Here is a 23,687-nt window from a genome sequence, read left to right as displayed (position 1 = left end):
AGCTTGATCAGCCTTTCTTCTGGCGACGGATTTCGGTGCGGACGCTGTGACCCAGCGCATCGGCGACAAGAGCGCCCTGCTCGGCGACATGGCGCTTGGCGAGGCCCGTGGCGGGCGACGCGGCGGCCTTGCGACCGGCATAGCGGGCGCGCATCGGCGCCTTGCCGGCCTTGTCCAGCGCTTCCTCGACATAGGGTTCGACGAAGAACCATGCGCCATTGTTACGCGGTTCTTCCTGGCACCAAACGACCTCTTCCAGCTTGGTCATGCGCTCGATGCGCGTGGCCAGGGCGTCGGTCGCGAACGGGTAGATCTGTTCGATGCGAACGATCTGCACGTCCTTGTCGTCGGCCGCGTCACGCGCTTCCATCAGGTCGTAGAAGACCTTGCCGGAACACAGGACCAACCGCTTGGTGTCCTTGTCGGCCGACCCGTTGGGGTCCGACAGGATGCGCTTGAAGTGCGTCTGCCCCAGGAAATCCTCGGCCTTGCTGACCGCGCCCTTGTGGCGCAGCAGCGACTTGGGCGCCATGATGATCAGCGGCTTGCGGAACGGCCGCAGCATCTGACGACGCAGCGCGTGGAAATAATTCGCCGGGGTCGTGATGTTGGCGACCTGGATATTCCCTTCGGCGCACAGCTGAAGGAAGCGTTCCAGACGCGCCGAACTATGTTCCGGCCCCTGCCCCTCATAGCCGTGCGGCAACAGGCAGACCAGCCCGTTGGAGCGCAGCCACTTGGTTTCCGACGACGCGATATACTGGTCGAAGATGATCTGCGCGCCATTGGCGAAATCGCCGAACTGCGCTTCCCAGATCACCAGGCTCTTGGGGTCCGCCAGCGCGAAACCATATTCGAAGCCCAGCACGCCATATTCGGACAACGGACTGTCCAGCACCTCGAACCGGCCATGCGGCACGGTCGCGAGCGGGATGTACTTGTTCTCCGACCCCTGGTCGACCCAGACCGCGTGCCGCTGGCTGAACGTGCCGCGACCCGAATCCTGGCCCGACAGGCGCACGCCATAGCCTTCCGACAACAGCGATCCAAAGGCGAGGGCCTCGCCGGTCGCCCAGTCGAAACCGGCGCCGGACTTGAACATCTCGGCCTTGGCGTCCAGCACGCGCTGCAACGTCTTGTGGACGACATGGCCCTGCGGCACGGTGGTCAGCGTCTTGCCCAGGCTGTCGAACAGCTTGTTGGAGATCGCCGATTCCACGCTCTGGCGGCTGGTTTCCGCGTCGGCTGGCTTGTGCAGCCCAGACCAGCGGCCCGCAAACCAGTCGGCCTTGTTGGCCTTGTAGCTCTTGGACGCCTCGAACTCGTCCTCCAGATGGTTGACGAATTCGCCCGTCACCTGGCTCACATAATCGTCGTCGACCACGCCCTGCGCCTTCAGCCGCGCCGAATAGACGTCGCTGACGGGGGGATGCTGGCGGATCTTGGCGTACATCTGCGGCTGGGTGAACGAAGGCTCGTCGCCTTCATTATGCCCGAACCGGCGATAGCACCACATGTCGATCACGATGTCGCGGTGGAAGGTCTGGCGATATTCGATCGCCAGCTTGCATGCGAAGGTCACCGCTTCGGGATCGTCGCCATTGACGTGCAGGATCGGCGCCTGAACGCCCTTGGCCACGTCGCTTGGATAGGGCGAGCCGCGCGAAAATTGCGGGCTGGTCGTGAAACCGATCTGGTTGTTGACGATGAAATGGATGCAGCCGCCGGTATTGTAACCCGACACACCGGAAAAGCCCAGGCATTCCCAGACGATCCCCTGGCCAGCGAACGCCGCGTCACCGTGGATCAGCACTGGCAACACCTGCTCATGCTTGCGCAGGTCGTCGCGGAAGGTCTGCTGCGCGCGGACCTTGCCCAGGACCACCGGATCGACCGTTTCCAGATGCGACGGGTTGGGCACCAGCGACATATGCACCTTGATGCCGTCGAACTCGCGGTCGGTGGACGTACCAAGATGATATTTCACATCGCCCGAACCGCCGACATCTTCGGGATTGGCAGTGCCGCCCGAAAATTCGTGGAAGATGACGCGAAAACCCTTGGCCAGCACATTGGCCAGCACGTTCAGCCGGCCACGATGGGCCATGCCATAGACGATCTCGCGCACGCCCAGCGCGCCGCCATATTTGATGATGGCTTCGAGCGCGGGAATCATCGATTCGCCGCCGTCCAGGCCGAACCGCTTGGTGCCTACATATTTGCGGCCCAGGAACTTCTCATACTGCTCGCCCTGAATGACCTTGGCCAGGATCGCCTTCTTGCCTTCGGGCGTGAACTGGATTTCCTTGTCCTTGCCCTCCAGCCGGTCCTGAAGGAAACGGCGTTCCTCCACATCGGCGATGTGCATATATTCCAGGCCGACATTGCCGCAATAATTGGCGCGCAGGATCGCGACGATTTCCGCCACGGTCGCAAATTGCAGGCCCAGCGTGCCGCCCAGGAACACCTTCTTGGCCGGGTTGGTCAGGCCATGATATTCCGGCGTCAGGTCCGCCGGCAGATCGCGTTGGGTCAGGCCCAGCGGATCGAGATTGGCGGCCAGATGGCCCCGCACGCGATAGGTGCGGATCAGCATCTGCGCGCGGATGGCGTCTTCGGCCGCTTCGGCGATGTCCGCTTCGGATGCGGGCTTCCCCTGCGCTTTGGCGGCGGCCTTCACGGCCACCTGCATCTGCGTGGGGTCAAGCGCCCCGGTCAGGTCGTCCGTTTCCGTCAGCGGCCAATTGTCGCGCGCCCAGCTTGGCCCGCGCTCTGTCTCGAATTCCTGGTTCTCGTAACCCATTGCCTTGTCCCATCCCAGCCGCGTGCAGTCGCGGAGCGGGAAAATAGCGGCCGGGGTGCAGCCCGGCCGCCCTTCATAGAGTGGCGCTGATTAGCCCTTCAGCACTTCAACCAGCGTCGAACCCAGTTCGGACGGGCTGGCAGCGACCTTGATGCCGGCCGCTTCCATCGCCGCGATCTTGCTTTCCGCGTCGCCCTTGCCGCCCGACACGATCGCGCCGGCATGACCCATGCGACGACCCGGAGGGGCGGTACGACCGGCGATGAAGCCAGCCATCGGCTTCTTGCGGCCACGCTTGGCCTCGTCGATCAGGAACTGGGCGGCCTGTTCTTCGGCGTCGCCGCCGATTTCACCGATCATGATGATCGAATGGGTGGCCTCGTCGGCCAGGAACAGCTCCAGCACGTCGATGAAGTTGGTGCCGTTGACCGGATCGCCGCCGATGCCGACCGCGGTGGTCTGGCCCAGGCCCGCATTGGTGGTCTGGAACACGGCTTCATAGGTCAGCGTGCCGGAACGCGACACGACGCCGACCGAACCCTTGGAGAAGATCGAACCGGGCATGATGCCGATCTTGCATTCGCCGGGCGTCAGCACGCCGGGGCAGTTCGGGCCGATCAGGCGCGACTTGCTGCCCGACAAAGCGCGCTTCACGCGGACCATGTCGAGGACCGGAATGCCTTCGGTGATCGCGACGATCAGCGGGATTTCCGCGTCGATCGCTTCCAGAATCGAATCGGCCGCAAATGGCGGCGGCACGTAGATGACCGATGCGTCGGCGCCGGTCTTCGACTTGGCTTCCGCGACGGTGTCGTACATGGGCAGGCCGATATGGCTGGTGCCGCCCTTGCCGGGGGTCACGCCGGCAACCATCTGGGTGCCGTAGGCCAGGGCCTGTTCGGTGTGGAAGGTGCCGGTGGCACCGGTCATACCCTGAGTGATGACCTTGGTGTTCTTGTTAATGAGGATCGACATATATTTTCCGGTCCTTTGCGTGCCCCGGCGAAGGCCGGGGTCCAGTTCCTACATCAGCGACAGGTAGAGGTCGTTCCATTGTGGATTAACCGCTTCGATTTCCCGAAGCTTCCAGGCCCGTCGCCACTCTTTCATTTGCAACTCCCGGTGCCTTGCTTCATCCAAATTATCAAAAGCCAGATACCAGACCAGAATTTTGCAGTTATATTTTTTGGTGAACCCATCGATCAGCCCGTTGCGATGCTGATAAACCCGCTGCACCAGATTGCTGGTTACGCCGATATACAAAGTGCCATTTTGTTGACTGGCCATGATGTAGACGTAACCGGCTTTATTCATTTCCCACTTCCTTATGCTGTTCCCCGGCGAAGGCCGGGGTCCAGTTCGGAGCGTGGGACTGGACCCCGGCCTTCGCCGGGGAACAGCAGCCTAACCAAAAGCTCAGGCGAGCGAGGGATCGATACCCTTGCACGCTTCCAGCAATTCCTTGACGGCATCGACCGACACGGTGAGGTTCGCCTTGGCTTCCTCGTTCAGTTCGATCTCGATGATCTGCTCGACGCCATCCTTGCCGATGATGACCGGCACGCCGACATATAGATTGTCGATGCCATATTGGCCGGTCAGGTTCGCGGCGCAAGGCAGCAGGCGCTTCTTGTCGCCCAGATAGGCTTCCGCCATCGCGATCGCGCTGGTGGCGGGCGCATAGAAGGCCGAACCGGTCTTCAGAAGCGCGACGATCTCGCCGCCGCCCGAACGGGTGCGCGCGACGATGGCGTCGATGCGCTCCTGCGTGGAACGACCCTGCTTGATGAGGTCAGGAACAGGAATGCCCGCGACGGTCGAATATTCGATCACGGGGACCATCGTGTCGCCATGGCCGCCCAGGACGAAGCTGGTGACGTCCTTGGCCGAAACCTGGAATTCCTCGGCGAGGAAATGGTTGAAGCGCGACGAATCGAGCACGCCAGCCATGCCCACGACCTTATTGTGCGGCAGGCCCGAAAATTCGCGCAGCGCCCACACCATCGCGTCGAGCGGGTTGGTGATGCAGATGACGAAAGCGTCAGGCGCATTGGCGGCGATGCCCTCGCCCACGGCCTTCATGACCTTTAGGTTGATGCCCAGCAAATCGTCGCGGCTCATGCCGGGCTTGCGGGCGACACCGGCGGTGACGATGATGACGTCCGCGCCTGCGATATCAGCATAATCGTTGCTGCCGGTGATCTTGGCGTCGAACCCTTCGACCGAGGCGCACTGCGACAGGTCGAGCGCCTTGCCCTGGGGCACGCCTTCTGCAACGTCGAACAGGACGATGTCGCCCAGTCCCTTGATCGCCGCCAGGTGCGCCAGCGTGCCGCCGATATTGCCAGCGCCGATCAGCGCAATCTTCTTACGGGCCATATTGCAATCGTCCTCCGAGCCATGACTACTGGAATTGCTGGTTCGCCTACGCCCTTCGGACGGGGGTTTCAACCTACCAAAAGCCGCAAGTCCAAATTATCTTTGCAATTCATTCGCAATTGCATTAGAAGCGATTCACACCCTGTCGCTGCGGACTTCTACCCTGGTCCTCAGCCTTCCCTGCAGCGGTATCCTGCCGGGCGCCTTTCTCCTCGGGGGCGCCCGGCCCGTTTTGCATCTTAAGATTGCGGCCTGATGAATGGCACGCACGACATCCGACGGGTGGATTCCACCCGGCGACGAGTTGCATGCATCATATCCACAGCGATACGTGCTCCCGCGACGGCGGGAGTCCAGTCCAGACGCGTAAACTGGGCTCTCGCCTTCGCGGGAGCACGCTATTTGCCTATTTGGGTCCGTGCCCCAAAGCGAGATAGTCGTCCGACTGCATTTCCATCAGCCGCGACACGGTACGCTCGAATTCGAAGGCACCGTCCCCTTGCGGGTAAAGGCGGGCCGGCTCGGCATCGGCCGACGCCAGCAATTTGACCTTATACTCATAGAGCGAGTCGATCAGCGTCACGAAGCGCGCGGCCTCGTTGCGGTTTTCCGGCCCCAGCACGGGGATGCCGACGATGATGACCGTATGATATTTGCGCGCGATCGCCAGATAGTCGGGTGCCCCCCGCGCTTCCGCGCACAGCCGCTTGAACGAGAAGACCGCAACGCCCTTCAGGCTCTTGGGCACATGCAGCGTCCGGCCGCCCTGCACGGCGATATCCTCCGACGGCACATGGGCGCGGTCGGACGGCGGATAGTCGGTCAGGCGGAAGAAGGCGGTGCTGAGCGCCTGGGTCGCGTCATCGCCATTGGGGCAATGCCACAGCGTCGCGTCGCCCAGCCGGTCGCGCCGGTAATCGACCGGCCCGTTCAGCGTCATCACGTCCAGCTTCACCTTGATCAGGTCGATGAAAGGCAGGAAGAGCTGGCGGTTGAGGCCGTTCTTATAAAGTTCGTCCGGCTCGCGGTTGGACGTGGTGACGATCGTCACTCGCTTTTCCAGCAGCCCGGTGAACAGCCGCGACATGATCGCCGCGTCGGCCATATTGTTCACGACCATCTCGTCGAAGCAGAGCAATCGCGCTTCGTCGGCCAGCGACTCGACCACCGGCGGGATCGGATCGCCCGTTTCCGACTTGCGCGCCTGCGCCAGCCGGGCATGGACGTCGAGCATGAATTCATGGAAATGCGCGCGTTTCTTGCGCGTGACCTGCACCGTGTCGAAGAACAGGTCCATCAGCATCGATTTGCCGCGCCCGACCCCGCCCCACATATAAAGGCCGCGGGGCGGCTCGGGTGCCTTGCGCAACAGCTTCCACAGCGTCGATCCGCGCGCGGGCGCTGCTTCTAGTTCCTGTTGCAGCGCGTCCAGCCGTGCGGCGCCGGCCTCCTGGTCGGGGTCGGGCCGCAACTCGCCGGCCGCGACCAGCGCGCGATAGCGGGACAGAACCGTCGTCATTTGGGCGGGGATACCTTGCGGATGGTCGCGCTCGACGCGGCGACCGGCGCGCCATCCTGGGTCAGGATCATCCGCAGAAACAGCATCCGCCCGGTTTCGCGCAGCAATTCGACTTCCGCAACCAAGTCCGGCCCAACTTTGCCTACGCCCAGATATTGCATCGACAGGTCGATGGTCATGCCGTTGGCATGGTCCTTCAGGCCCATGATCCACAGCCCGGCAAAAAACGCATGGTCGGCAAAGGCCGCCAGGAAACCGCCATGCAGCGTGCCGATCCTGTTGCGATGGCTGCTGCGCGTCTCCAGCGCCACCAGTGCCCGGTTCGGGCCGGTCGCGCGCATATAGCCGCGGCCGATGGCCTGGAGGAAGGTGTCGGGATGCGGGTCGGACCATCCGGTCCAGCCCGCCCATTTCCCGTCGGTCAGCAGCACGCCGCCCGCAACGCCGTCACTGGCCAAGATCAGAGCTGCCGCTCGACCATCATCTTCTTGGTTTCGGCGATCGCCTTGGCCGGGCTGAGGCCCTTGGGGCAGACATTCGCGCAGTTCATGATCGTGTGGCAGCGATAGAGGCGGAACGGATCTTCCAACTCGTCCAGCCGCTCGCCGGTATATTCGTCGCGGCTGTCGGCCAGCCAGCGATAGGCCTGGAGCAAGATCGCGGGGCCGAGGAACTTGTCGCTGTTCCACCAGTAGGACGGGCAGCTGGTCGAGCAGCAGGCGCACAGGATGCACTCGTACAGGCCGTCCAGCTTCTCACGGTCCGCGGGCGACTGGAGCCGCTCCTTGCCCGACGGCGGCGGCGACACAGTCTTCAGCCAGGGCTGGATCGAGTTATACTGGGCGTAGAAATGGGTGAAGTCGGGCACCAGATCCTTGATCACGTCCATATGCGGCAGCGGCGTGATTCGCACATCCTTGCCGCTGCACTCGTCGATCGCGGTGGTGCAGGCCAGGCCGTTCTTGCCGTTCATGTTCATCGAACAGCTGCCGCAAATGCCCTCGCGGCACGACCGGCGGAATGTCAGCGTCGGATCATATTCATTCTTGATCTTCAGCAGCGCGTCCAGAACCATCGGTCCGCATGTGTCGAGATCGATCTCGAACGTGTCGTAACGCGGATTCTGTCCGGAGTCGGGATCGTAGCGATAGACCTTGAAGCTGCGCACATTGGACGCGCCGGCGGGTGCGGGGTGGGACACACCCTTGCCACTGATCTTGCTGTTCTTGGGCAACGCAAATTCGGCCATCGCTCGTGGAGCCTCTTCGAATATGTCTGTAGGGTTGGCGTTGCGCATAACAAAAATTGAGCAAAGGTCCAGCGCCTAAGCCATGTTTCTGCGCAGCCTGCCCATTTGGGCACGCAGCCAAGCCCGCCCCGGCTTGCGTCCTACGCCCTGATCGCTAGGGCAGGATTTCCCGTTGTAGGACTTGCTTTCATTGCCCACTGACATCGCCTTTCTCGCCATCGCCGAAGCGCAACAGCTCTATCACTGGCTGCCCGCCGCGCTCGAACTGGCCCGGCGTCCCGACATGCGGGTCAGCATATTGTCGCCTTCGGACCAGCTATTGGCGCTGGTCGCCAGCTATGATCCCCAGGGGATTTTGCACCAGGTCCGGCTGCGCCGTCCGCCCTCGCGTCCCGACTCGCTGTTCCGCCAGCCCTCGCGCCTTGCCACGCTGCTGCTCAATTATGCGACCATCGCCCGCTTCCCGACGCTGGTGACGACGGAGATCAGCAGCGCCTGGCTGCGCCGCGTACCCGGATTCGCGTCCCGCCTCATCCTCATCAAACATGGCGCGGGCGACCGGGAGGGCGGCTATAAGAGGCGCCATGCCGATTTCGACCTGACCCTGGTCGCGGGCGAAAAGGACCGCCACCGCATGATCGACCGCGGCCTGTGCACGCCCGAAACGGTCGCCGTCGGCGGCTATCCCAAGTTCGAACTGAAGGCGCCGCGCCAGCGTTACTTCTACAATGACGATCCGGTGCTGCTCTATAATCCGCATTTCGACCCGGCCCTGTCCTCCTGGGTCAATCATGCGCCGCAGATGCTCGCCGCGCTGGAATCGCTATCCGGCTGGAACGTCATCATCGCGCCGCATACCAAGCTGGCGCGCACCGCCGCCCCGATCGTCAGCCACGCGCCCCATATCCGCGTCGACATGGGCAGCCGCCATTCGATCGACATGAGCTATACGATGAGCGCGGACGTCTATCTGGGCGACGTGTCGAGCCAGGTGTATGAGTTTCTGCTCCACCCCCGCCCCTGCATCTTCCTCAACCTTAACCATCGCGACGGCGCAGGCGACGCCTTCGCCCATTGGCGGCTGGGGCAGGTGATCGACAGCGCCGACGCCCTTCCCCAAGCCCTCGCTCGCGCCGCCGACTTGCAACCCGGCTTCGTTACTGCGCAGGAAGCCGCGATGCAGCAATCGATCGATCTGTCCCCGGTCCCCGCCTCGCAGCGTCAGGCCGACCTCATCCTGAATTTTGCCCAAACCTCTCATCCCGCAAAGAGCTGAAAGCATGACCCAGAGCCTCACCACCACCCTCGGCCCGGTCCGTCTGCTGGGCGACAACGCCACGCCGATCTGGGGCATGACCAATGCCGAACGCAATCGCCGCATGGCGGAAAGCGCCGCGAAGAATGGCAGCACCCTCGCGCCGGGGCATGAGCTGGTCTTCAACCTGACCTATGCCTTCGACCCGCTGCTGCTGCGCCTGGTGCTCGAAACGCCGGGCACGCTGTTCGCCTGGGGCAGCACGCCGATCGTGGGCCAAGTGCCGCAGGGCAGCGATCCGCTGGCCGCGCCCCATGTCATCGACCTGTCGAACGGCCGCAAGCTCTACAACCGCCAGTTGCGCAAGCTGGAACAGCCGATGGTGCGCGAGCTGACCCCCGCGACCCGGCGCGCGATCGAGCGGCAAAGCTATTTCGGCGCCTATAAGGGCGTCACCGATATCCTCACCAAATATCTCTGGCCCGAACTCGCCCTGATCCTGACCCGCATCGCCGCGCAGCTCAAGATGACGCCCAACATGGTGTCGGTGATCGGCGTCACCCTCTGCCTGCTCGCGACCTTCCTGTTTGCGGAAGGCATGTACTGGACCGGCTTCTTGAGCGGCTTCATCTTCATGGTGCTGGACACTGTGGACGGCAAACTCGCCCGCTGCACCATCACCTCGTCCAAATGGGGCAATGTGATCGACCATGGCGTCGACCTCGTCCACCCGCCCTTCTGGTGGTATTTCTGGGGCACGGGCCTAGCCTATTGGGGCCTCTCGCTCTCGACCCAGGCCTTCACGCTGGTCATGGTCGCGGTGATCGCAGGCTATATCCTCCAACGGCTGATCGAGGGCATGTTCCTCAAGGACTTCAAGATGGACATCCATGTCTGGCGCCCCTTCGACAGCCAGTTCCGCCTCATCACTGCGCGCCGCAACCCGAACATGGTGATCCTGTTCGTGTCGCTGCTCTTCGCCCGCCCCGACATCGGCCTGATCGCGCTGGCCTGGTGGACGGTCATCTCGCTGATCGTCCATGCCGTGCGGCTGGCCCAGGCCTATGCCGTCAAAAGCAGCGGCCAGCCGATCGTCAGTTGGATGGACGAAGCGGAGGCGGCTCTATGAACAGCACGATCGAAAAATTCGGCTACCCCGCGACCCTGATCGCGGATTTCGATCATTGGGTCGTCCTGCTCCGCGCCGCCCAGCCGACGCTGGGATCGCTGATACTTGCGGCGAAGAGCGACGCGACCGCGTTTGGCAACCTGCCGGCAGAGGCCCATGCTGAGTTAAAGACCGTCACCGCCACGATCGAGGCGGCGCTGACCAAAGCGGTGGACTATGCGAAGATCAACTATCTGATGCTGATGATGGTCGACCCCCATGTCCATTTCCACGTCATCCCGCGCTATGAGGGCGAACGGAGCGCGGCGGGGGTGACGGTGCCGGACGCAGGCTGGCCGGTACAGCCGGACCTGGGCGCAGCAGTCAAGCTGGACGGCGCGTTGGACGATGTGCGGGATTGGTTGAAGGGCTGGTTCGACGGGGGAATGGCATAACGCCAACGCTCGTCACGCTTGCGCAGGCGGGCATGACGAAAAGGGGGTGGGGAGCGGACGCCGCGTTTCTATACCGTCATCCCCGAGGAGGCGGGTTCAGAAGAGGCACGTGACTCTTCTGAACATCTCCAGACTTTGCGCCGTGTCGAGAGGGTGGGAGATGGGTTCCCGCCTCCGCGGGAATGACGAAGAAGGGTAGCTAGGCGACCGTCTGGTTTAAGCGACGGGGTGGTATTTCGCTGCCGATAGAAAGCTAAAGCCTATTCTAGCGGCCCTTTTTCAAAATGGCTCACACCAATGATTTCGAACTGAGACCCTTTCATTCCCGGACGCCAATTTAATAGGCCATTATATGTGTCCTTTGGTATATCTAGGTTGTGAACCTTCAAAGATTGTGTATTCACCATTTCTATATAAATATCCTTAATGTTCACGCTCTTGCCGAGCGCATTAGATAACGATTTTCCGTCGACAACAAGATTTCTTGATAAGCTTTTGTTGTCAGAAAAGTGAACAAAAAGAGGATAAAGTTCTTTAGGAAGCGTGAACCTTCTCTTTTCCGATTTCCATCTTGGGAACGCCGAATTCCAACTTTTACGCCAATCTCTTTGAGGAAACTGTTGATTCAATAAGTAGGCGATTATGATGACTGGCAAGTCCGGGTTTGATTTGGAATTGAGAAGACCATAAACTGTTCGGCTTTTATAGGTTATTGGTATCGCCTGTCCAAAATATTTATATGATATAGTCCCATGGGCAGAACTTAGCCAAGCATCCTTTATGCAAACTTTCCATATTGAATAGTTCGACACAATTCCTTCGGGCGTGTCTATTCGAACCGTAATTTTAAAAGAAACCTCTTTCTCCGGCTCGATGATCGAACAGCCGGAGGCCAGCAAGAGTGTCGCAATCAAACAAAGTTTGCGAAAATTGCCCCTGCCGCCACCAGCAGGCCGGGCGATTATATGACGAATTCGATAGATCACGGACGAAGAATAACTTGGAGGCATAAGGTCTGCAATCAGGGGGTGATTTAACTTAATCTAACGGCAACAAATGGTCGTTCCCGTCCGCCCGTCCACCCCGCAAAACAGCCTTCCAATGTAGGATTTTGTCTGGTTTATCCTCAAGGATGAACCCGCTCCGCCTGCCCCACAATCGTAAGCAGCGTCCAGCCGTCGCGCAGGTGGCGCGTCGCCGGCGCATAAGCGTAGCGTCCCTGTCGCGTCGGCGTGACCTGGATATGACCCGCCGGCACCCCAGTCGTGACCCTATCGTGACCCCACAAGGGCGTCACAGAGGCGTCGCGCTGACTTTACCGATACTATTGACCGGAATCGCCCCATGACACTGTATACTTCGGCCCGCCGCGTCACCGCGATGCCCCAAGCGACGCCTATCTCCCATAGCGCCCCTGCGCGACCCATTTCGCCGTCAGCGCCATCGCGGCCTCGACATCCTGGTGGAAATCGACCTCCTGCCACTCCAGCCCCTCGATGGACGCGGTGCCGACGCGGTTGCCCTTCGCGATGATGTCGATGGCGCGCAGATACCAGCGCTCGACCCCTTCGGGCGTGCGCATCATCTGGTCGATCTGGTTGCGGAAAATCGCCGGGCCTTCGCCGGTGAAAGCCAGCATCCCGATCGATTCGGCATTGGTGTCGGGCGGCAGCAGCCGCTTGCCGATATGGTGCAGCCGGCCGCTTGCGTCCCGGTTCACCTTCATGTCGTCATCGTCATAGTCCCCGTCCGCCTTGATATCGACGGTCACGGTGATGGCGTCCTGCGCCCCGGCGATCAGGCGCGCGACTATCTCGTCCGATATGATGGTGTCGCCGTTCAGGATGATGAAGTCGCGGTCCATCTCCTCCCGCACGATCCAGCAGGTGCCCAGATTGTCGGCGACCTGGAAGAAGGGGTTGAACACGCAACGGATGCCCGCGCCCGTCTCCCGATACAATTGCAGCGCATGATCCTCGACCCGCTCGGTGCGGAATCCGGTGACGACGACGATGTCGGTCACGCCATTGGCGACCAGCGCGGCGATCTGCCAACTGATAAGGGTGCGGCCGTTGAATTCGATCATGCATTTGGGCACGTCGCGGGTCAGCGGCAACAGGCGCGAGCCTTGGCCCGCCGACAGGATGATGGCTTTGGTAATCGTCATGGGCGCGCTGTTAGCGGGCAATTTTGCCAAAAAAAAGGCGGCGTTTGCACTCACCCCGACGCTCGCCTACAGCGCGCTTCGGTAGCACCATGCCCGTTCGGGCTGAGCCTGTCGAAGCCCCGTCCTTTTCTTCAAGGCAGGATGACCCTTCGAAAGGCTCAGGGCGAACGGCTCTTTGGTCAGACGGAGTGACGATGTTCAAGCGCGGATCGGGCGCGGCGGGGGACGGTTTCGCCCGCATCCTGGCCAATACCGGCTGGCTGCTGGGCGGCAAGGGCGTGGGCGCGGTGCTCAGCCTCGCCTATCTTGCCATCGTCACCCGCACGCTGGGCGTGGCCGATTTCGGCCGTTTCGCCCTGGTGCTGAGCGCCGCCAACGTCATCAAGACACTGGTCAGCTTCGACAGTTGGCAGATCGTCGTCCGCTATGGCCAGCCACATCTGACCGATGGAAATGGCGACGCCCTCAACCGCGTGCTGCGCTTCTGCATCCTGATCGACCTCGCCTCGGCGGTCGCAGGTGGGCTGATCGCCGCGGCCATCATCCTGCTCTTCGGCGACCTGCTAGGGATCGGGCCGGACATGGGATGGCAGGTCTGGGCCTTCTGTATGGTCATGATGGTCACCATCCGCTCCAGCCCGACCGGCATATTGCGCCTGTTCGACCGGTTCGATTCGGCCGCCTTCGCCGAAACTATGATCCCCGTGGGGCGAATGATCGGCGCAGCCGTAGCGCTTGCGGTCATGCCCGACATCAGCGGCTTCCTGATCGCCTGGGCCTTTGCCGAACTGCTATGCGCCATAAGCTACTGGTATCTTGCGCTGAAGGTCGGGCGTGGAAGGATCGGCCGCTGGCGCGCGGGCCGGGCGCTGGACGCGCGCCACGAAAATCCCGGCATCATCGGTTTCCTGACCGCCACCAATCTCCAGACTAGCCTGTCGTCCATCGGCCAGCAGGTCGCGGTGCTGATCGTCGGCGGCTTCGTGGGGCCAGCAGGCGCGGGCCTCTATCGTCTCGCCAATCAGCTCGCCAATTCGCTGACGAAGATTTCCAGCCTGCTCTCGCGCAGCATCTTCGTCGAACTGTCCCGCACCAGCAGCCATGGCAAGGAAGCGCTAGGCGCGCTGTTCCGCCGCACCAACCGGCTGGCGCTGCTGGCAGGTGCGGTCATCATCGGCCTGATCGTGACGATCGGCCACCCGCTGCTGGGGCTGATCGCGGGGCAGGATTTCCTGCCCGCTTATCCGCTGCTGCTGATGCTGGGCGTCGCCGCCTGCATCGACCTGATCGGGGTCAGCTATCGCCCGCTGCTGATGGCGACCGACCGGGCGGGCCTGTCGCTGCGCATCACCTTCGTCTCGACCCTGCTGCTGCTGGGCGCGCAGGCAGCGCTTTTGCCGCTCTACGGCACGAAGGGCGCGGCGATGGCCAATGTCGCCGCCGCGCTTGTTGGTTTCGCGATGATGGGGCTGGCCAGCCGTCGCGCGATGCGCGGCTGACGGCGTTAGCGAAACCGGGCGGGCGAATAGGCGCCCGGCTCGAGGCTGGCGAAGGGCGGCGTTTCGCCCCGCACCAACGCGCTCGCCAGCAGCGCCGCGGCGGGCGCGGTCTGGATGCCAAAGCCGCCCTGCCCGGCAAACCAGAAGAAGCCCGGAACATCGGGATCGAAGCCATAGACGGGTGCGCGATCGGGGGCGAAACTGCGCAGCCCCGCCCATTTCCGCTCCACCGCCGCGATCGGCCAGTCGACCGCCTCCTCGAACCGGGCGATCGCCTCCGCCACCGCCAGCTCCTCCGGCGCGGCATCACAGGGCGGCGACCATGCCTCGTCATGCGGGGTCAACCACAACCGTCCCTGCCCCTCCGGCTTGAAGTAGAAGCGTTCGGACAGGTCCATGACCAGCGGCAGGTCGGCCGACGGCATCGTGGGCACGCGCAATTGCGCCACGGTCCGCCGCAACGGCTGGATGCCGATCGGGGCAACGCCGCAGGCGACCGCGACTTCATCGGCCCATGCCCCCGCCGCATCGACCAACAGGCGGCACTGGATCGTCTCATCGTTCGTCTCGATCCGCCAGCTACCTGCCGTTGCCTGACCAGCCACTAGCCGCGTGTCGAGCCGAATTTCGCCGCCCAAATGGCGGAAACGGCGCAGATAGGCCGCATGGAGCGCCGCCACGTCGATATCCTGGCAGCTCGCCTCCAGCACGCCCAGCGTCCAATCGGGCCGCAGCCCCGGCACCAGCGCAGCGGGATCGACAAGCCGCAAATCGACCTTGCCGGCAAATTGGGCGAGCAGCGCATCGCGACGCGCTTCATCACCCGCCCGTCCGATATGCAGCGTCCGGCGCGGCGACAGAAAAGTGCCGTCATGAAAATCGGAATCAGGCGTGGCGAGGAACGGCCCCGACGCCGTGGTCAGCGGCTGCACCACCGCCCCGCCATAGGTTTCCTCCCAGAAGGCGACCGAACGACCCGTGGCGTGATAGCCCGCCCGATCTTCCATCTCCAGAATCAGCACGCGGGCGTCAGCCGCCAGATGCGCGCCCAGGCTGGCTCCGGCGATGCCGCCGCCGATGATGACGATGTCGGGGTGATTCAACAGGCGAACTCGTCCAGAAAAGCATCGATCCGGTGGAGCGCATCGCGCCGCACCGGGTCCAGCTCGCGCAATATCTCGTGCGCCGCCTCCCGGCCATAAATATGCAGCTGCGCGCCCGCAATCCGCCTCGCGACCTTGACGATGGCGGGCGTGGACACAAGCTGGTCCGCCTTGGTCGCGAGAATCAGAAGCGGCGTGGCGATACGGGCGATGGCGTCACCTTGCGCCAGAGCCTGCGTCGATTCCAGGGCCTGGAGCACCCAGTTCCAGCTCGGCGGACCTAGCGCGATCTCACGACTATGGTCGCGCCACCAGATTTCGTCGGCATAGCGATCAGGATCATGCGTCAGTCGCTTCTGCCGCATCCGCCGCTGCCGGTCCGACTGTTCCTTCTGCGTCCAGGCGGGCAGCGCGCCCCGGCCGGTACGCACCATGAAACAAGCGATCGCCATGGCCAGCCAGCGCGGCAACGGCGCGCTATGGACGCCCAGCATCGGCGCTATCACCGCCGCAGCATCGGGCGAAGGCATCCCTTCGGCCAACGCGCGCAACAGCATATGGCCGCCCATGCTATGCGCCACCATCGCGGTCGGCCCGTCGCCTTCCGCCCGCCAGTCGGTCGCCAGCCCGTTCAGATCGGCAATCCATTCGGCGAAATCGCCAATATGACCGCATAGAGGATCGTCGGTCAGTCGGCCCGATCCGCCCTGCCCGCGCCAGTCGAAGCTGGTCACGGCCCAGTCGCGCGCCGCCCAGTGGTGGATGACCTCCAGATATTTTTCGATCATGTCGCCGCGGCCGCCCATGACCATCATCCGCCCGCGCGAGCCGGACCCCAGCCGATAGCGACGGATCGGCCAGCCATCGGGCGCGGTCCAATAGTCCAGCCGCCCGCCCATCGGCCAGGCCCGCCGGTCGAATGCGGCAACAGGGAAGTCGGGTGAATCCATCTGGCCTGTGGTTACCCTTTGGTAAGCCATATGGTCTAGGGGATAAGCCCCATGAACGGGGAAATTTTCCGATTGGCGCTATTAGGCGCTTTGGCCGCGCTGCTGATTGCGGCGGCGATCACGGATTTGCGATCCCGCATCATTTCCAACCGGCTGAACCTGGCCGTCGCGGCGCTGGCGCCGCTATGGTGGCTGGCCAGTGGCCTTGACCTCTGGCCGGGCGTTGCCGTGCAATTGCTGGTCGGGGCCATCGTCTTCGCCCTTTTTACCGCGCTGTTCGCGTTCGGCATGATGGGCGGCGGCGACGTCAAGCTGCTTGGTGCGCTGGCGCTGTGGTTTCCATGGCAGGCCGTGCTGTCGATGATCGTCCTGATGGCGATCCTGGGCGGCCTGGTCACCATCGTCACGGTCATCCACCATCGGATGACAAAAAGGCTCGGCCAGCCTGAAATACCTTATGGCGTCGCCATCTCGATCGCAGCGCTGTGGTTGCTTGGCGAACGATATTTTAACCATTTTGCGTGATGAGTGGGGCACTGGGGGCAGTGCACCCATTTGAGGGAGGCGAATTTCGTCATGGATGCTAAGAAGATCGTGCTGCTGGTGGGGGCGCTTATCATAGCGGTCACTACAGCCTTGCTTGCGCGCAGCATGTTGAGTTCGTCGGGCGCGCCACAGGTGAACGCTGCGGCGATGCCGAACGAAGCCGACCAGCCGCATGTGCTGGTGGCGACCAAGGCTCTGCCCGTGGGCACCATATTGGACGCGGAAAGCTTCCGCTTCCAGCCATGGCCCAAGGATCTGATCGAACAGGTCTATTATCTCAAGGGTCAGGCCGATCCCGCCAAGCTGGCTGGCAGCGTCGTGCGCTCCGCCATCACGGCCGGGCAGCCGCTGACGCAGGGCGGCATCGTCAAGCCCGGCGATCGCGGCTTCCTCGCTGCGGCGCTTGGCCCTGGCATGCGCGCCGTGACGGTGCCGGTATCGGCGCAAAGCTCGGTCGCAGGCTTTGTCTTCCCCGGCGACCGCATCGACCTCGTCCTGACGCAGAGCGTCAATGGCGGTGGCGACGGCGATCCGCTCAAGGTATCCGAAACCATCCTGCGTAACCTGCGCGTGCTCGCCACTGACCAGCGCATGGATGCGATGGGCGCCGACGGCAAGCCGGAGGTCCGCACCTATTCCAACGTCACCATCGAAGTGACGCCCAAGATCGCCGAGAAGATCGCGGTTTCGCAGACCATCGGGTCGCTGTCCATGTCGCTCCGGTCGATCGCGGACACCGCGTCGGACCTCGACGCCGCCATTGCCGGCACTGACGTCGACCTGCCCGACGGTGCCAATCCGAACACCGAAAAGTCGATCATCGCGAAGCTCGCCTCACGCCCGGTCGATCGCGGCTCCACCTATTCGACCGGTGCTGACGTGTCGCGCTACCAGCGCAGTTCAGTCCCGGCCAAGGCCGAAGCGCCCTTGCCGCCGATGGCCATCGCCAATGGTGCGCCCATGGGCACCGTCGCCTTCAAGGGGCCGGTGATCCGCGTGGCCCGCGGAACCAACGTGACCGAAGTTCCGGTCGGGGGGAAGTAAGATGAAGAGCTTGCACAATCGCGCTCCGCGGCTTGCCGCTCCGGCAATTGCCCTCGGCCTTGCCATCGCCACGATCGCAGCGCCCACGACGGCCCTCAACGCCGCCCCTGCCAGCAATCAGGACAATGCGATCCTGATGTCGGTGGGTGGCAGCCGGGTCGTCAACCTGCCTGCCAAGATGTCGGACGTGGTGATCGCCAATCCCGATGTGGTCGACGTTCATGTCCGTTCGCAGAACCAGCTTTACCTAATCGCGAAGAAGGCCGGTGAAACCACCGTGTTCGCCACCGCACCCAACGGCAAGGTGCTGTTTTCCGGCACCGTCCGGGTCGGCACCAACCTGACCAGCATCGATGACATGCTCGACCTGGCGATGCCGGGCGCAGAAATCGCGGTCAACAAGATGAACGGCATGGTCCTGCTGACCGGCACGATCCAGGCACCCGAGGACGCAGCGGAAGCCGAACGGCTGACGCAGGCCTTTGTCGGCAAAGATGTGACCGTGGTCAGCCGCCTGCGGATGGCGACCCCGTTGCAGGTGATGTTGCAGGTCAAGATCGCCGAAGTCAGCAGGGATCTGGGCCACAAGATCGGCGTCAACCTCGCATCGGTCGATCGCGGAACAGGCACGTCGGGCTATATCGGCGGCGGCACGCGCAATTTTGCGAACTATACCCGCGGCGAAACGACCGTGACGGCGAACTCCGACGGCACCTCGACCGTAACCGGCACACCTAGCTACTGGACGTTCAACAACATCATCAATGGCGGTTACAGCATCGGTGGCGTTGCAAAGCTTTTGGGCATCGACGTCGCGGCGGCGCTGGACCTGGCCGAATCGAGCGGCCTGTCCACGACATTGGCCCAGCCGAACCTGACCGCCCTGTCGGGTGAAACCGCCAGCTTCCTGGCCGGCGGCGAATATCCCTACACCGTTAGCAACGGGACGCAGGGCAACAGCATCGAATTCAAGCAATATGGCGTGCAACTGGCCTTCACGCCGACCGTGCTGGCCGATGGCCGCATCTCGCTGCGTGTCCGCCCGACGGTGTCGAGCCTGGATTTCACGCTCAATGCCAGCGTTCCTGCGCTCAAAAGCCGTACCGCCGAAACGACGGTGGAACTGGGATCGGGTCAGGCCTTCATGATCGCGGGCTTGCTCAACAATGAAACCAGCAACGGCATAAACAAGGTGCCAGGTCTGGGCGACATCCCGATCCTGGGCAGCCTGTTCAAGTCACGTTCCTTCCAGCGGTCCGAAACCGAACTGGTCATCATCGTCACGCCTTATCTGGCGAAACCGATGAATGCGTCGGACGTGCGCCTGCCGACCGACGGCTTCCGCAACGCCACACAGGCGCAGGGGCTGCTGTTGCAGCAGGGCAATGACGGCATCAGCGGCGCACGCGGCCAAGGCCCGACGCGCGCGCCGGGTTCTCCGACGCCCGTAGGCCCGCAGGCCGCAGCAACCGTGCGCAGCGACAACAAGGCGAAGTCCGGAGCCGTTGCGCCCGGCTTCAGCTTCTGACGGAAGGAATAAGACATGACCTCTCTGTCCATCAAAGCGTTCGCGACCATCGCGATCCTTGCGCTGCCCATGACGGCCCAGGCGCTGCCCCGTTCCAATCGCACCGTAGATTCCATCCACCAGCCGGTGGTCGGGCATAGCGCCTACACCTTCGACGTGCAGGCAGGATCGAATGGCGGCCTGACCCCGAACGAAGCCATCCGGCTCAACGACTGGTTCACCTCGATCGCCCTTGGCTATGGCGACAATATCGCCGTCGTTACCGATGGCGGCTATTTCAGCCCCGTCCTGCGGGAAGATATCGACAATGTCGTGGCCCGCTATGGGCTACTGGTCGCGACCGACAGTTCGGCCGAAGCCGGCCAGGCACCCGCTGGCAGCGTGCGCCTGATCGTGCGTCGCGCTACCGCCAGCGTTCCCACCTGCCCGGATTGGCACGAAAAGCAGGAAACCGACATGAACCTCGGCACCAGCTCCAATTTCGGCTGCGGCGTCAACAGCAACCTGGCCGCCATGGTCGCCAATCCCGAAGATCTGGTCCGTGGCCAGGGCACCGACAGCGGCCTGCGCACGGCGACGTCAAACCGCGCCATTTCCACCTATCGTGACAAGGCGCCGACCGGCGCTGGCGAGCTGAAGCAGATGACGGCGGGAGGGCAATAAGATGAACGCACCCTGGAAACCCGGCGCGACCGGGCCACGCGACCCCTTCCATGCCTTCGTCTGTGACGATCATAGCTTCGACATGCTGCGCGCCGTCGCCGCCGAACTGGGTTGGGCGCCGGAAAAGGTGAACAAGGGTGGCATGCGCAACGCGGTGCAGAGCCTGTCGATCACCGCCAGCCCACAGATTCTGTTCGTCGATATGTCCGAAAGCGGTGATCCTCTGAACGATATCAACAGCCTGGCGGAAGTCTGCGAACCTGGCACGGTCGTCATCGCGGCGGGGCAGGTCAATGACGTACGCCTCTATCGCGATCTCGTCGCCAGCGGCATTCAGGATTATCTGCTCAAGCCCTTCGGCGCGGATCAGTTACGCGACGCACTGGCGCAGGCGCAGGCCGTCTTCATGGCCCCGCGCGACGCCGCACCCGAACGCCCGCACGCCACGATGGCCGTGATCGGCACCCGTGGCGGCGTGGGCGCGTCCAGCATCGCCACCTCGCTCGCCTGGATGCTGTCGGAAAAGAAGAAGCGCCCGACCGCGCTGCTCGACCTCGACGTTCATTTCGGCACCAATGCGCTGGCGATGGACCTGGAGCCGGGACGCGGCCTGACCGACGCGATCGAAAATCCCAGCCGTATCGACGGGCTGTTCATCGAACGCGCCATGGTGCGGGCGAGCGACACGCTGGCGATCCTGTCGGCCGAAGCGCCGATCAGCCAGCCGATGATGACCGATGGCGGCGCTTTCTACCAGTTGTTGGAAGAATTTCGCCTCGCCTTCGAATGTAGCGTCATCGATCTGCCGCGGAATATGCTGATCCAGCATCCGCACTTGATGACCGACGTCAATGTGACGCTGGTCGTGACGGAGCTGACACTGGCTTCGGCCCGCGACACCATTCGCATCCTCTCTTGGCTAAAGAGCAATGCGCCGCAAACCCGCACGCTGGTAATCGCCAACCGCGTCCATCCCGGCGCGCCGGAAATCAGCCGCAAGGATTTCGAGCAATCAATCGAGCGTAAGGTCGACGTCATCATACCGTTCGACCTGCGGATCGCATCGCAGGCGGCGAAGCTGGGCAAGACGCTGGCCGAAACCGCCAAAGGCAGCAAGGTCGGCGCAGCCTGCGCCAGCTTGCTGGACGAGGTACTGGGCGCCGCCGAACGCGAGGATGAGGCCGCAGCGCCGAAAGGCGTGCGCAAAAAGGGCGACTCCCTGCTCGGCAAGATCGGCGACTTCCGGTCGATGATGCCATCGCGCCGCAAGGACAAGGCAGCGCTGGACAATTGATCGCATCCGTCGCCCCGACAGGGGCGGCGCTGCATCTTACAAGACAGGCGACGAGATGGACGGCAATTTCATCCTGATAACGGTGCTGATCGCAACCCTGCTGGGGCTGGGCGTGATCGCGTTCGCCGGTCCGTCGCCGGACAAGGCGCGCAAGCGGCGCGTCGCGATGATCCGCGGCCGCCACAGCGAGTCCGCCGAAGCCCTGCTGGAAGCGCGGATGCGCAAAGTCATTTCCAATCGCGCGACCGGCGTCGAAGCCAAGATGCTCGTGTCGCTGATCCCGAACCCGGAAAATCTGACCAAGCGTCTGAAAATGACCGGCAAGAAGTGGACGCTCAGCCAGTATATGACGGCCAGCGCCGGCATATTCCTGCTGCTGTCGGCGTTGCTGATGATCCGTGGCTTCCCCTTCCTGTTCGCGGTGATGTTCGGCCTCGCCGCCGGGCTTGGCCTGCCGCACTGGTGGGTCGGGCGGCTGATCGGCAAGCGTGTTCAGAAATTCAACTCCAAATTTCCCGATGCGCTGGAACTGCTAACGCGCGGTTTGCGGTCGGGCCTGCCGATTGCCGAAACGCTGGGTATCGTATCGACCGAAATACCTGGGCCGGTGGGCGAAGAATTCAAGCTGATCACCGAACGCATCAAGATCGGCCGGACCATGGAGCAGGCGTTACAGGAAACCGCCGACCGGCTGGGCACGGCCGAATTTCAGTTTTTTGTCATCACCCTGTCGATCCAGCGGGAAACGGGCGGCAACCTGGCCGAAACCCTGTCCAACCTCGCTACCGTGCTGCGCCAGCGAGCGCAGATGAAGCTGAAAATCCGAGCCATGTCATCGGAATCGAAAGCGTCGGCCTATATTATCGGTGCGCTGCCTCCGTTGGTGTTCGGCATGATCTGCTACATCAACTTCAATTACATGACCCCCTTCTTCACGCCGGACCCGGCAGGTTTGTTCGGGCTCAGCACGATGCAGGTGATCGGCATCGGCGGCGCATGTTGGATGGGCATCGGCGCGTTCATCATGGCCCAGATGGTCAACTTCGAAATCTGATCGGGAAGGGATAAAAGATATGGACGCCCCTACCCCAGCCGGCACGCTCTTTGGCCTGACAGCGACCGATTTCGGCACGCTGCTCGCTGCGCTCGCCACCCTTGCCATATTGTTCGCACTCTACGCGGTCATGACCGTGCGCGATCCCATGGCCAAGCGCGTCAAGGCGCTCAACGACCGGCGCGAACAGTTGAAAGCGGGCATCACCGCATCGACCGCCAAGCGCCGCGCCAAACTGGTCACACGCAACCAGACCACCGACAATATGCGGTCTTTCCTGTCGAGCCTGAAGGTCTTGCAGGACGACCAGTTGAAAGACGCGCAGATCCGTCTGGCGCAGGCCGGTATCCGATCCAAGGACTGGGCCGTCGCGGTCATCTTTGGCCGGATGATCCTGCCGATCGCGATCGGCGGCCTGGCCGCGGTCCTGCTCTATGGCGTCGGCATCGAACCTGAATGGGGTCCGCTGAAACGCTTCTTTGCCTTCGCCGTAGCGCTGCTGCTCGCCTATAAGGCACCAGACATCTACATCGACAACAAGGTGCAGAAGCGGTCGGCCGCGATCCGCAAGGGGCTGCCTGATGCACTCGACCTGCTGGTCATCTGCGCCGAGGCAGGCCTGACCGTCGATGCCGCCTTCAACCGCGTGTCGCGCGAACTGGGCAAGGCCTATCCTGAACTGGGCGACGAGTTCCAGTTAACCGCGATCGAGCTTAGCTTCCTGACTGAACGGCGCATGGCGTTCGAAAATCTGGCGACGCGCGTGAAGCTGGATGCGGTCAAGGGCGTGGTCACGACCATGATCCAGACCGAGAAATATGGCACCCCGCTCGCCTCCGCGTTGCGCGTGCTGTCCGCCGAATTCCGCCATGAACGCATGATGCGCGCCGAGGAAAAGGCCGCGCGTCTGCCCGCGATCATGACGGTGCCGCTGATTCTGTTCATCCTGCCGACCCTGTTCGTCGTCATCCTGGGTCCGGCGGCCTGTTCGATCAGCACCGCTTTCTAAAAAAGCAGGAGAGGGACAGGCGCTGCCGTAGCGTCGCCCGAAAGACCCGCCCGCCCCGCCCA

The 23,687-nt window shown here is 62.8% G+C and carries 22 protein-coding genes; 11 read left to right on the top strand and 11 right to left on the bottom strand.

Features of this window, described 5'->3' with window-relative positions; all coding sequences use genetic code 11:
• Window positions 1-7 precede the first annotated feature (7 nt).
• The 7 genes from HHL08_RS02850 to HHL08_RS02820 form a co-directional block, all read right to left on the bottom strand.
• Window positions 8-2,803 (bottom strand): 2-oxoglutarate dehydrogenase E1 component, encoded by a 2,796-nt coding sequence (locus tag HHL08_RS02850; RefSeq protein ID WP_169570941.1) that lies wholly within the window; start codon window positions 2,801-2,803, stop codon window positions 8-10.
• A 90-nt stretch (window positions 2,804-2,893) separates the two neighbouring features.
• On the bottom strand, window positions 2,894-3,778 hold the full coding sequence (gene sucD / locus HHL08_RS02845) for a succinate--CoA ligase subunit alpha (protein WP_169570940.1): 885 nt from the start codon (window positions 3,776-3,778) through the stop codon (window positions 2,894-2,896).
• A gap of 48 nt (window positions 3,779-3,826) precedes the next feature.
• On the bottom strand, window positions 3,827-4,117 hold the full coding sequence (locus HHL08_RS02840) for a GIY-YIG nuclease family protein (protein WP_169570939.1): 291 nt from the start codon (window positions 4,115-4,117) through the stop codon (window positions 3,827-3,829).
• Between the two features lie 102 nt (window positions 4,118-4,219).
• Complete coding sequence (gene mdh, locus HHL08_RS02835) at window positions 4,220-5,182, bottom strand: malate dehydrogenase (RefSeq protein WP_169570938.1); 963 nt, start codon at window positions 5,180-5,182, stop codon at window positions 4,220-4,222.
• Window positions 5,183-5,588: 406 nt separating this feature from the next.
• Window positions 5,589-6,701 (bottom strand): cell division protein ZapE, encoded by a 1,113-nt coding sequence (gene zapE / locus HHL08_RS02830; RefSeq protein WP_169570937.1) that lies wholly within the window; start codon window positions 6,699-6,701, stop codon window positions 5,589-5,591.
• Complete coding sequence (locus tag HHL08_RS02825) at window positions 6,698-7,159, bottom strand: PaaI family thioesterase (RefSeq protein ID WP_169570936.1); 462 nt, start codon at window positions 7,157-7,159, stop codon at window positions 6,698-6,700. Before HHL08_RS02825 ends, zapE begins: the two co-directional genes overlap by 4 nt.
• A gap of 2 nt (window positions 7,160-7,161) precedes the next feature.
• Window positions 7,162-7,950, bottom strand: a complete 789-nt coding sequence (locus HHL08_RS02820) for a succinate dehydrogenase iron-sulfur subunit (protein ID WP_169570935.1) — start codon at window positions 7,948-7,950, stop codon at window positions 7,162-7,164.
• Between the two features lie 190 nt (window positions 7,951-8,140).
• Between HHL08_RS02820 and HHL08_RS02815 the strand changes: the two genes are divergently transcribed.
• The 3 genes from HHL08_RS02815 to HHL08_RS02805 are packed head-to-tail and all read left to right on the top strand — an operon-like array spanning window position 8,141 to window position 10,768.
• Window positions 8,141-9,226 (top strand): glycosyl transferase, encoded by a 1,086-nt coding sequence (locus HHL08_RS02815; protein ID WP_169570934.1) that lies wholly within the window; start codon window positions 8,141-8,143, stop codon window positions 9,224-9,226.
• A gap of 4 nt (window positions 9,227-9,230) precedes the next feature.
• Window positions 9,231-10,334, top strand: coding sequence for a CDP-alcohol phosphatidyltransferase family protein (locus tag HHL08_RS02810; RefSeq protein WP_169570933.1), 1,104 nt, complete (start codon window positions 9,231-9,233; stop codon window positions 10,332-10,334).
• Window positions 10,331-10,768, top strand: coding sequence for an HIT family protein (locus tag HHL08_RS02805; protein WP_169570932.1), 438 nt, complete (start codon window positions 10,331-10,333; stop codon window positions 10,766-10,768). Before HHL08_RS02810 ends, HHL08_RS02805 begins: the two co-directional genes overlap by 4 nt.
• 260 nt (window positions 10,769-11,028) lie before the next feature.
• Here the strand turns inward: HHL08_RS02805 and HHL08_RS02800 are convergent, their stop codons facing one another.
• Window positions 11,029-11,754 carry a hypothetical protein gene (locus HHL08_RS02800; RefSeq protein WP_169570931.1) on the bottom strand — a complete coding sequence of 242 codons (726 nt, stop codon included), beginning with the start codon at window positions 11,752-11,754 and terminating at the stop codon, window positions 11,029-11,031.
• Window positions 11,755-12,164: 410 nt separating this feature from the next.
• Window positions 12,165-12,935 carry a phosphocholine cytidylyltransferase family protein gene (locus tag HHL08_RS02795; RefSeq protein ID WP_169570930.1) on the bottom strand — a complete coding sequence of 257 codons (771 nt, stop codon included), beginning with the start codon at window positions 12,933-12,935 and terminating at the stop codon, window positions 12,165-12,167.
• Window positions 12,936-13,129: 194 nt separating this feature from the next.
• Between HHL08_RS02795 and HHL08_RS02790 the strand changes: the two genes are divergently transcribed.
• Window positions 13,130-14,434, top strand: a complete 1,305-nt coding sequence (locus tag HHL08_RS02790) for a lipopolysaccharide biosynthesis protein (RefSeq protein ID WP_169571105.1) — start codon at window positions 13,130-13,132, stop codon at window positions 14,432-14,434.
• A gap of 5 nt (window positions 14,435-14,439) precedes the next feature.
• On the opposite strand, the gene HHL08_RS02785 is transcribed toward HHL08_RS02790, so the two are convergent.
• Together HHL08_RS02785 and HHL08_RS02780 are read right to left on the bottom strand one after the other, a co-directional pair.
• A complete protein-coding gene (locus tag HHL08_RS02785; RefSeq protein ID WP_169570929.1) occupies window positions 14,440-15,537 on the bottom strand; it encodes an NAD(P)/FAD-dependent oxidoreductase in 1,098 nt (365 codons plus the stop codon).
• Window positions 15,534-16,487 carry an alpha/beta fold hydrolase gene (locus HHL08_RS02780; RefSeq protein ID WP_169570928.1) on the bottom strand — a complete coding sequence of 318 codons (954 nt, stop codon included), beginning with the start codon at window positions 16,485-16,487 and terminating at the stop codon, window positions 15,534-15,536. Before HHL08_RS02780 ends, HHL08_RS02785 begins: the two co-directional genes overlap by 4 nt.
• 51 nt (window positions 16,488-16,538) lie before the next feature.
• Between HHL08_RS02780 and HHL08_RS02775 the strand changes: the two genes are divergently transcribed.
• The 7 genes from HHL08_RS02775 to HHL08_RS02745 are packed head-to-tail and all read left to right on the top strand — an operon-like array spanning window position 16,539 to window position 23,625.
• On the top strand, window positions 16,539-17,012 hold the full coding sequence (locus HHL08_RS02775) for an A24 family peptidase (RefSeq protein WP_169570927.1): 474 nt from the start codon (window positions 16,539-16,541) through the stop codon (window positions 17,010-17,012).
• A gap of 51 nt (window positions 17,013-17,063) precedes the next feature.
• A complete protein-coding gene (gene cpaB, locus HHL08_RS02770; RefSeq protein ID WP_169570926.1) occupies window positions 17,064-18,077 on the top strand; it encodes a Flp pilus assembly protein CpaB in 1,014 nt (337 codons plus the stop codon).
• Between the two features lies 1 nt (window position 18,078).
• On the top strand, window positions 18,079-19,605 hold the full coding sequence (locus HHL08_RS02765; protein WP_169570925.1) for a type II and III secretion system protein family protein: 1,527 nt from the start codon (window positions 18,079-18,081) through the stop codon (window positions 19,603-19,605).
• 15 nt (window positions 19,606-19,620) lie between these two features.
• Entirely contained in the window at window positions 19,621-20,268 is a 648-nt protein-coding gene (locus HHL08_RS02760) for a CpaD family pilus assembly protein (protein WP_169570924.1), read from the top strand.
• Window position 20,269: 1 nt separating this feature from the next.
• On the top strand, window positions 20,270-21,562 hold the full coding sequence (locus tag HHL08_RS02755; protein WP_169570923.1) for a pilus assembly protein CpaE: 1,293 nt from the start codon (window positions 20,270-20,272) through the stop codon (window positions 21,560-21,562).
• A 55-nt stretch (window positions 21,563-21,617) separates the two neighbouring features.
• A complete protein-coding gene (locus HHL08_RS02750; protein ID WP_169570922.1) occupies window positions 21,618-22,616 on the top strand; it encodes a type II secretion system F family protein in 999 nt (332 codons plus the stop codon).
• Window positions 22,617-22,635: 19 nt separating this feature from the next.
• The gene (locus tag HHL08_RS02745; RefSeq protein WP_169570921.1) at window positions 22,636-23,625 is read left to right on the top strand and encodes a type II secretion system F family protein; all 990 of its coding nucleotides are present in this window, start codon (window positions 22,636-22,638) and stop codon (window positions 23,623-23,625) included.
• The last annotated feature ends 62 nt before the right edge of the window (window positions 23,626-23,687 follow it).

This window comes from Sphingobium psychrophilum (genome assembly GCF_012927105.1).
GTDB classification, from domain to species: Bacteria; Pseudomonadota; Alphaproteobacteria; order Sphingomonadales; family Sphingomonadaceae; genus Sphingobium; species Sphingobium psychrophilum.
Note: the sequence above shows the minus strand (reverse complement) of the source record. Positions and strands in the feature narration are given on the sequence as shown.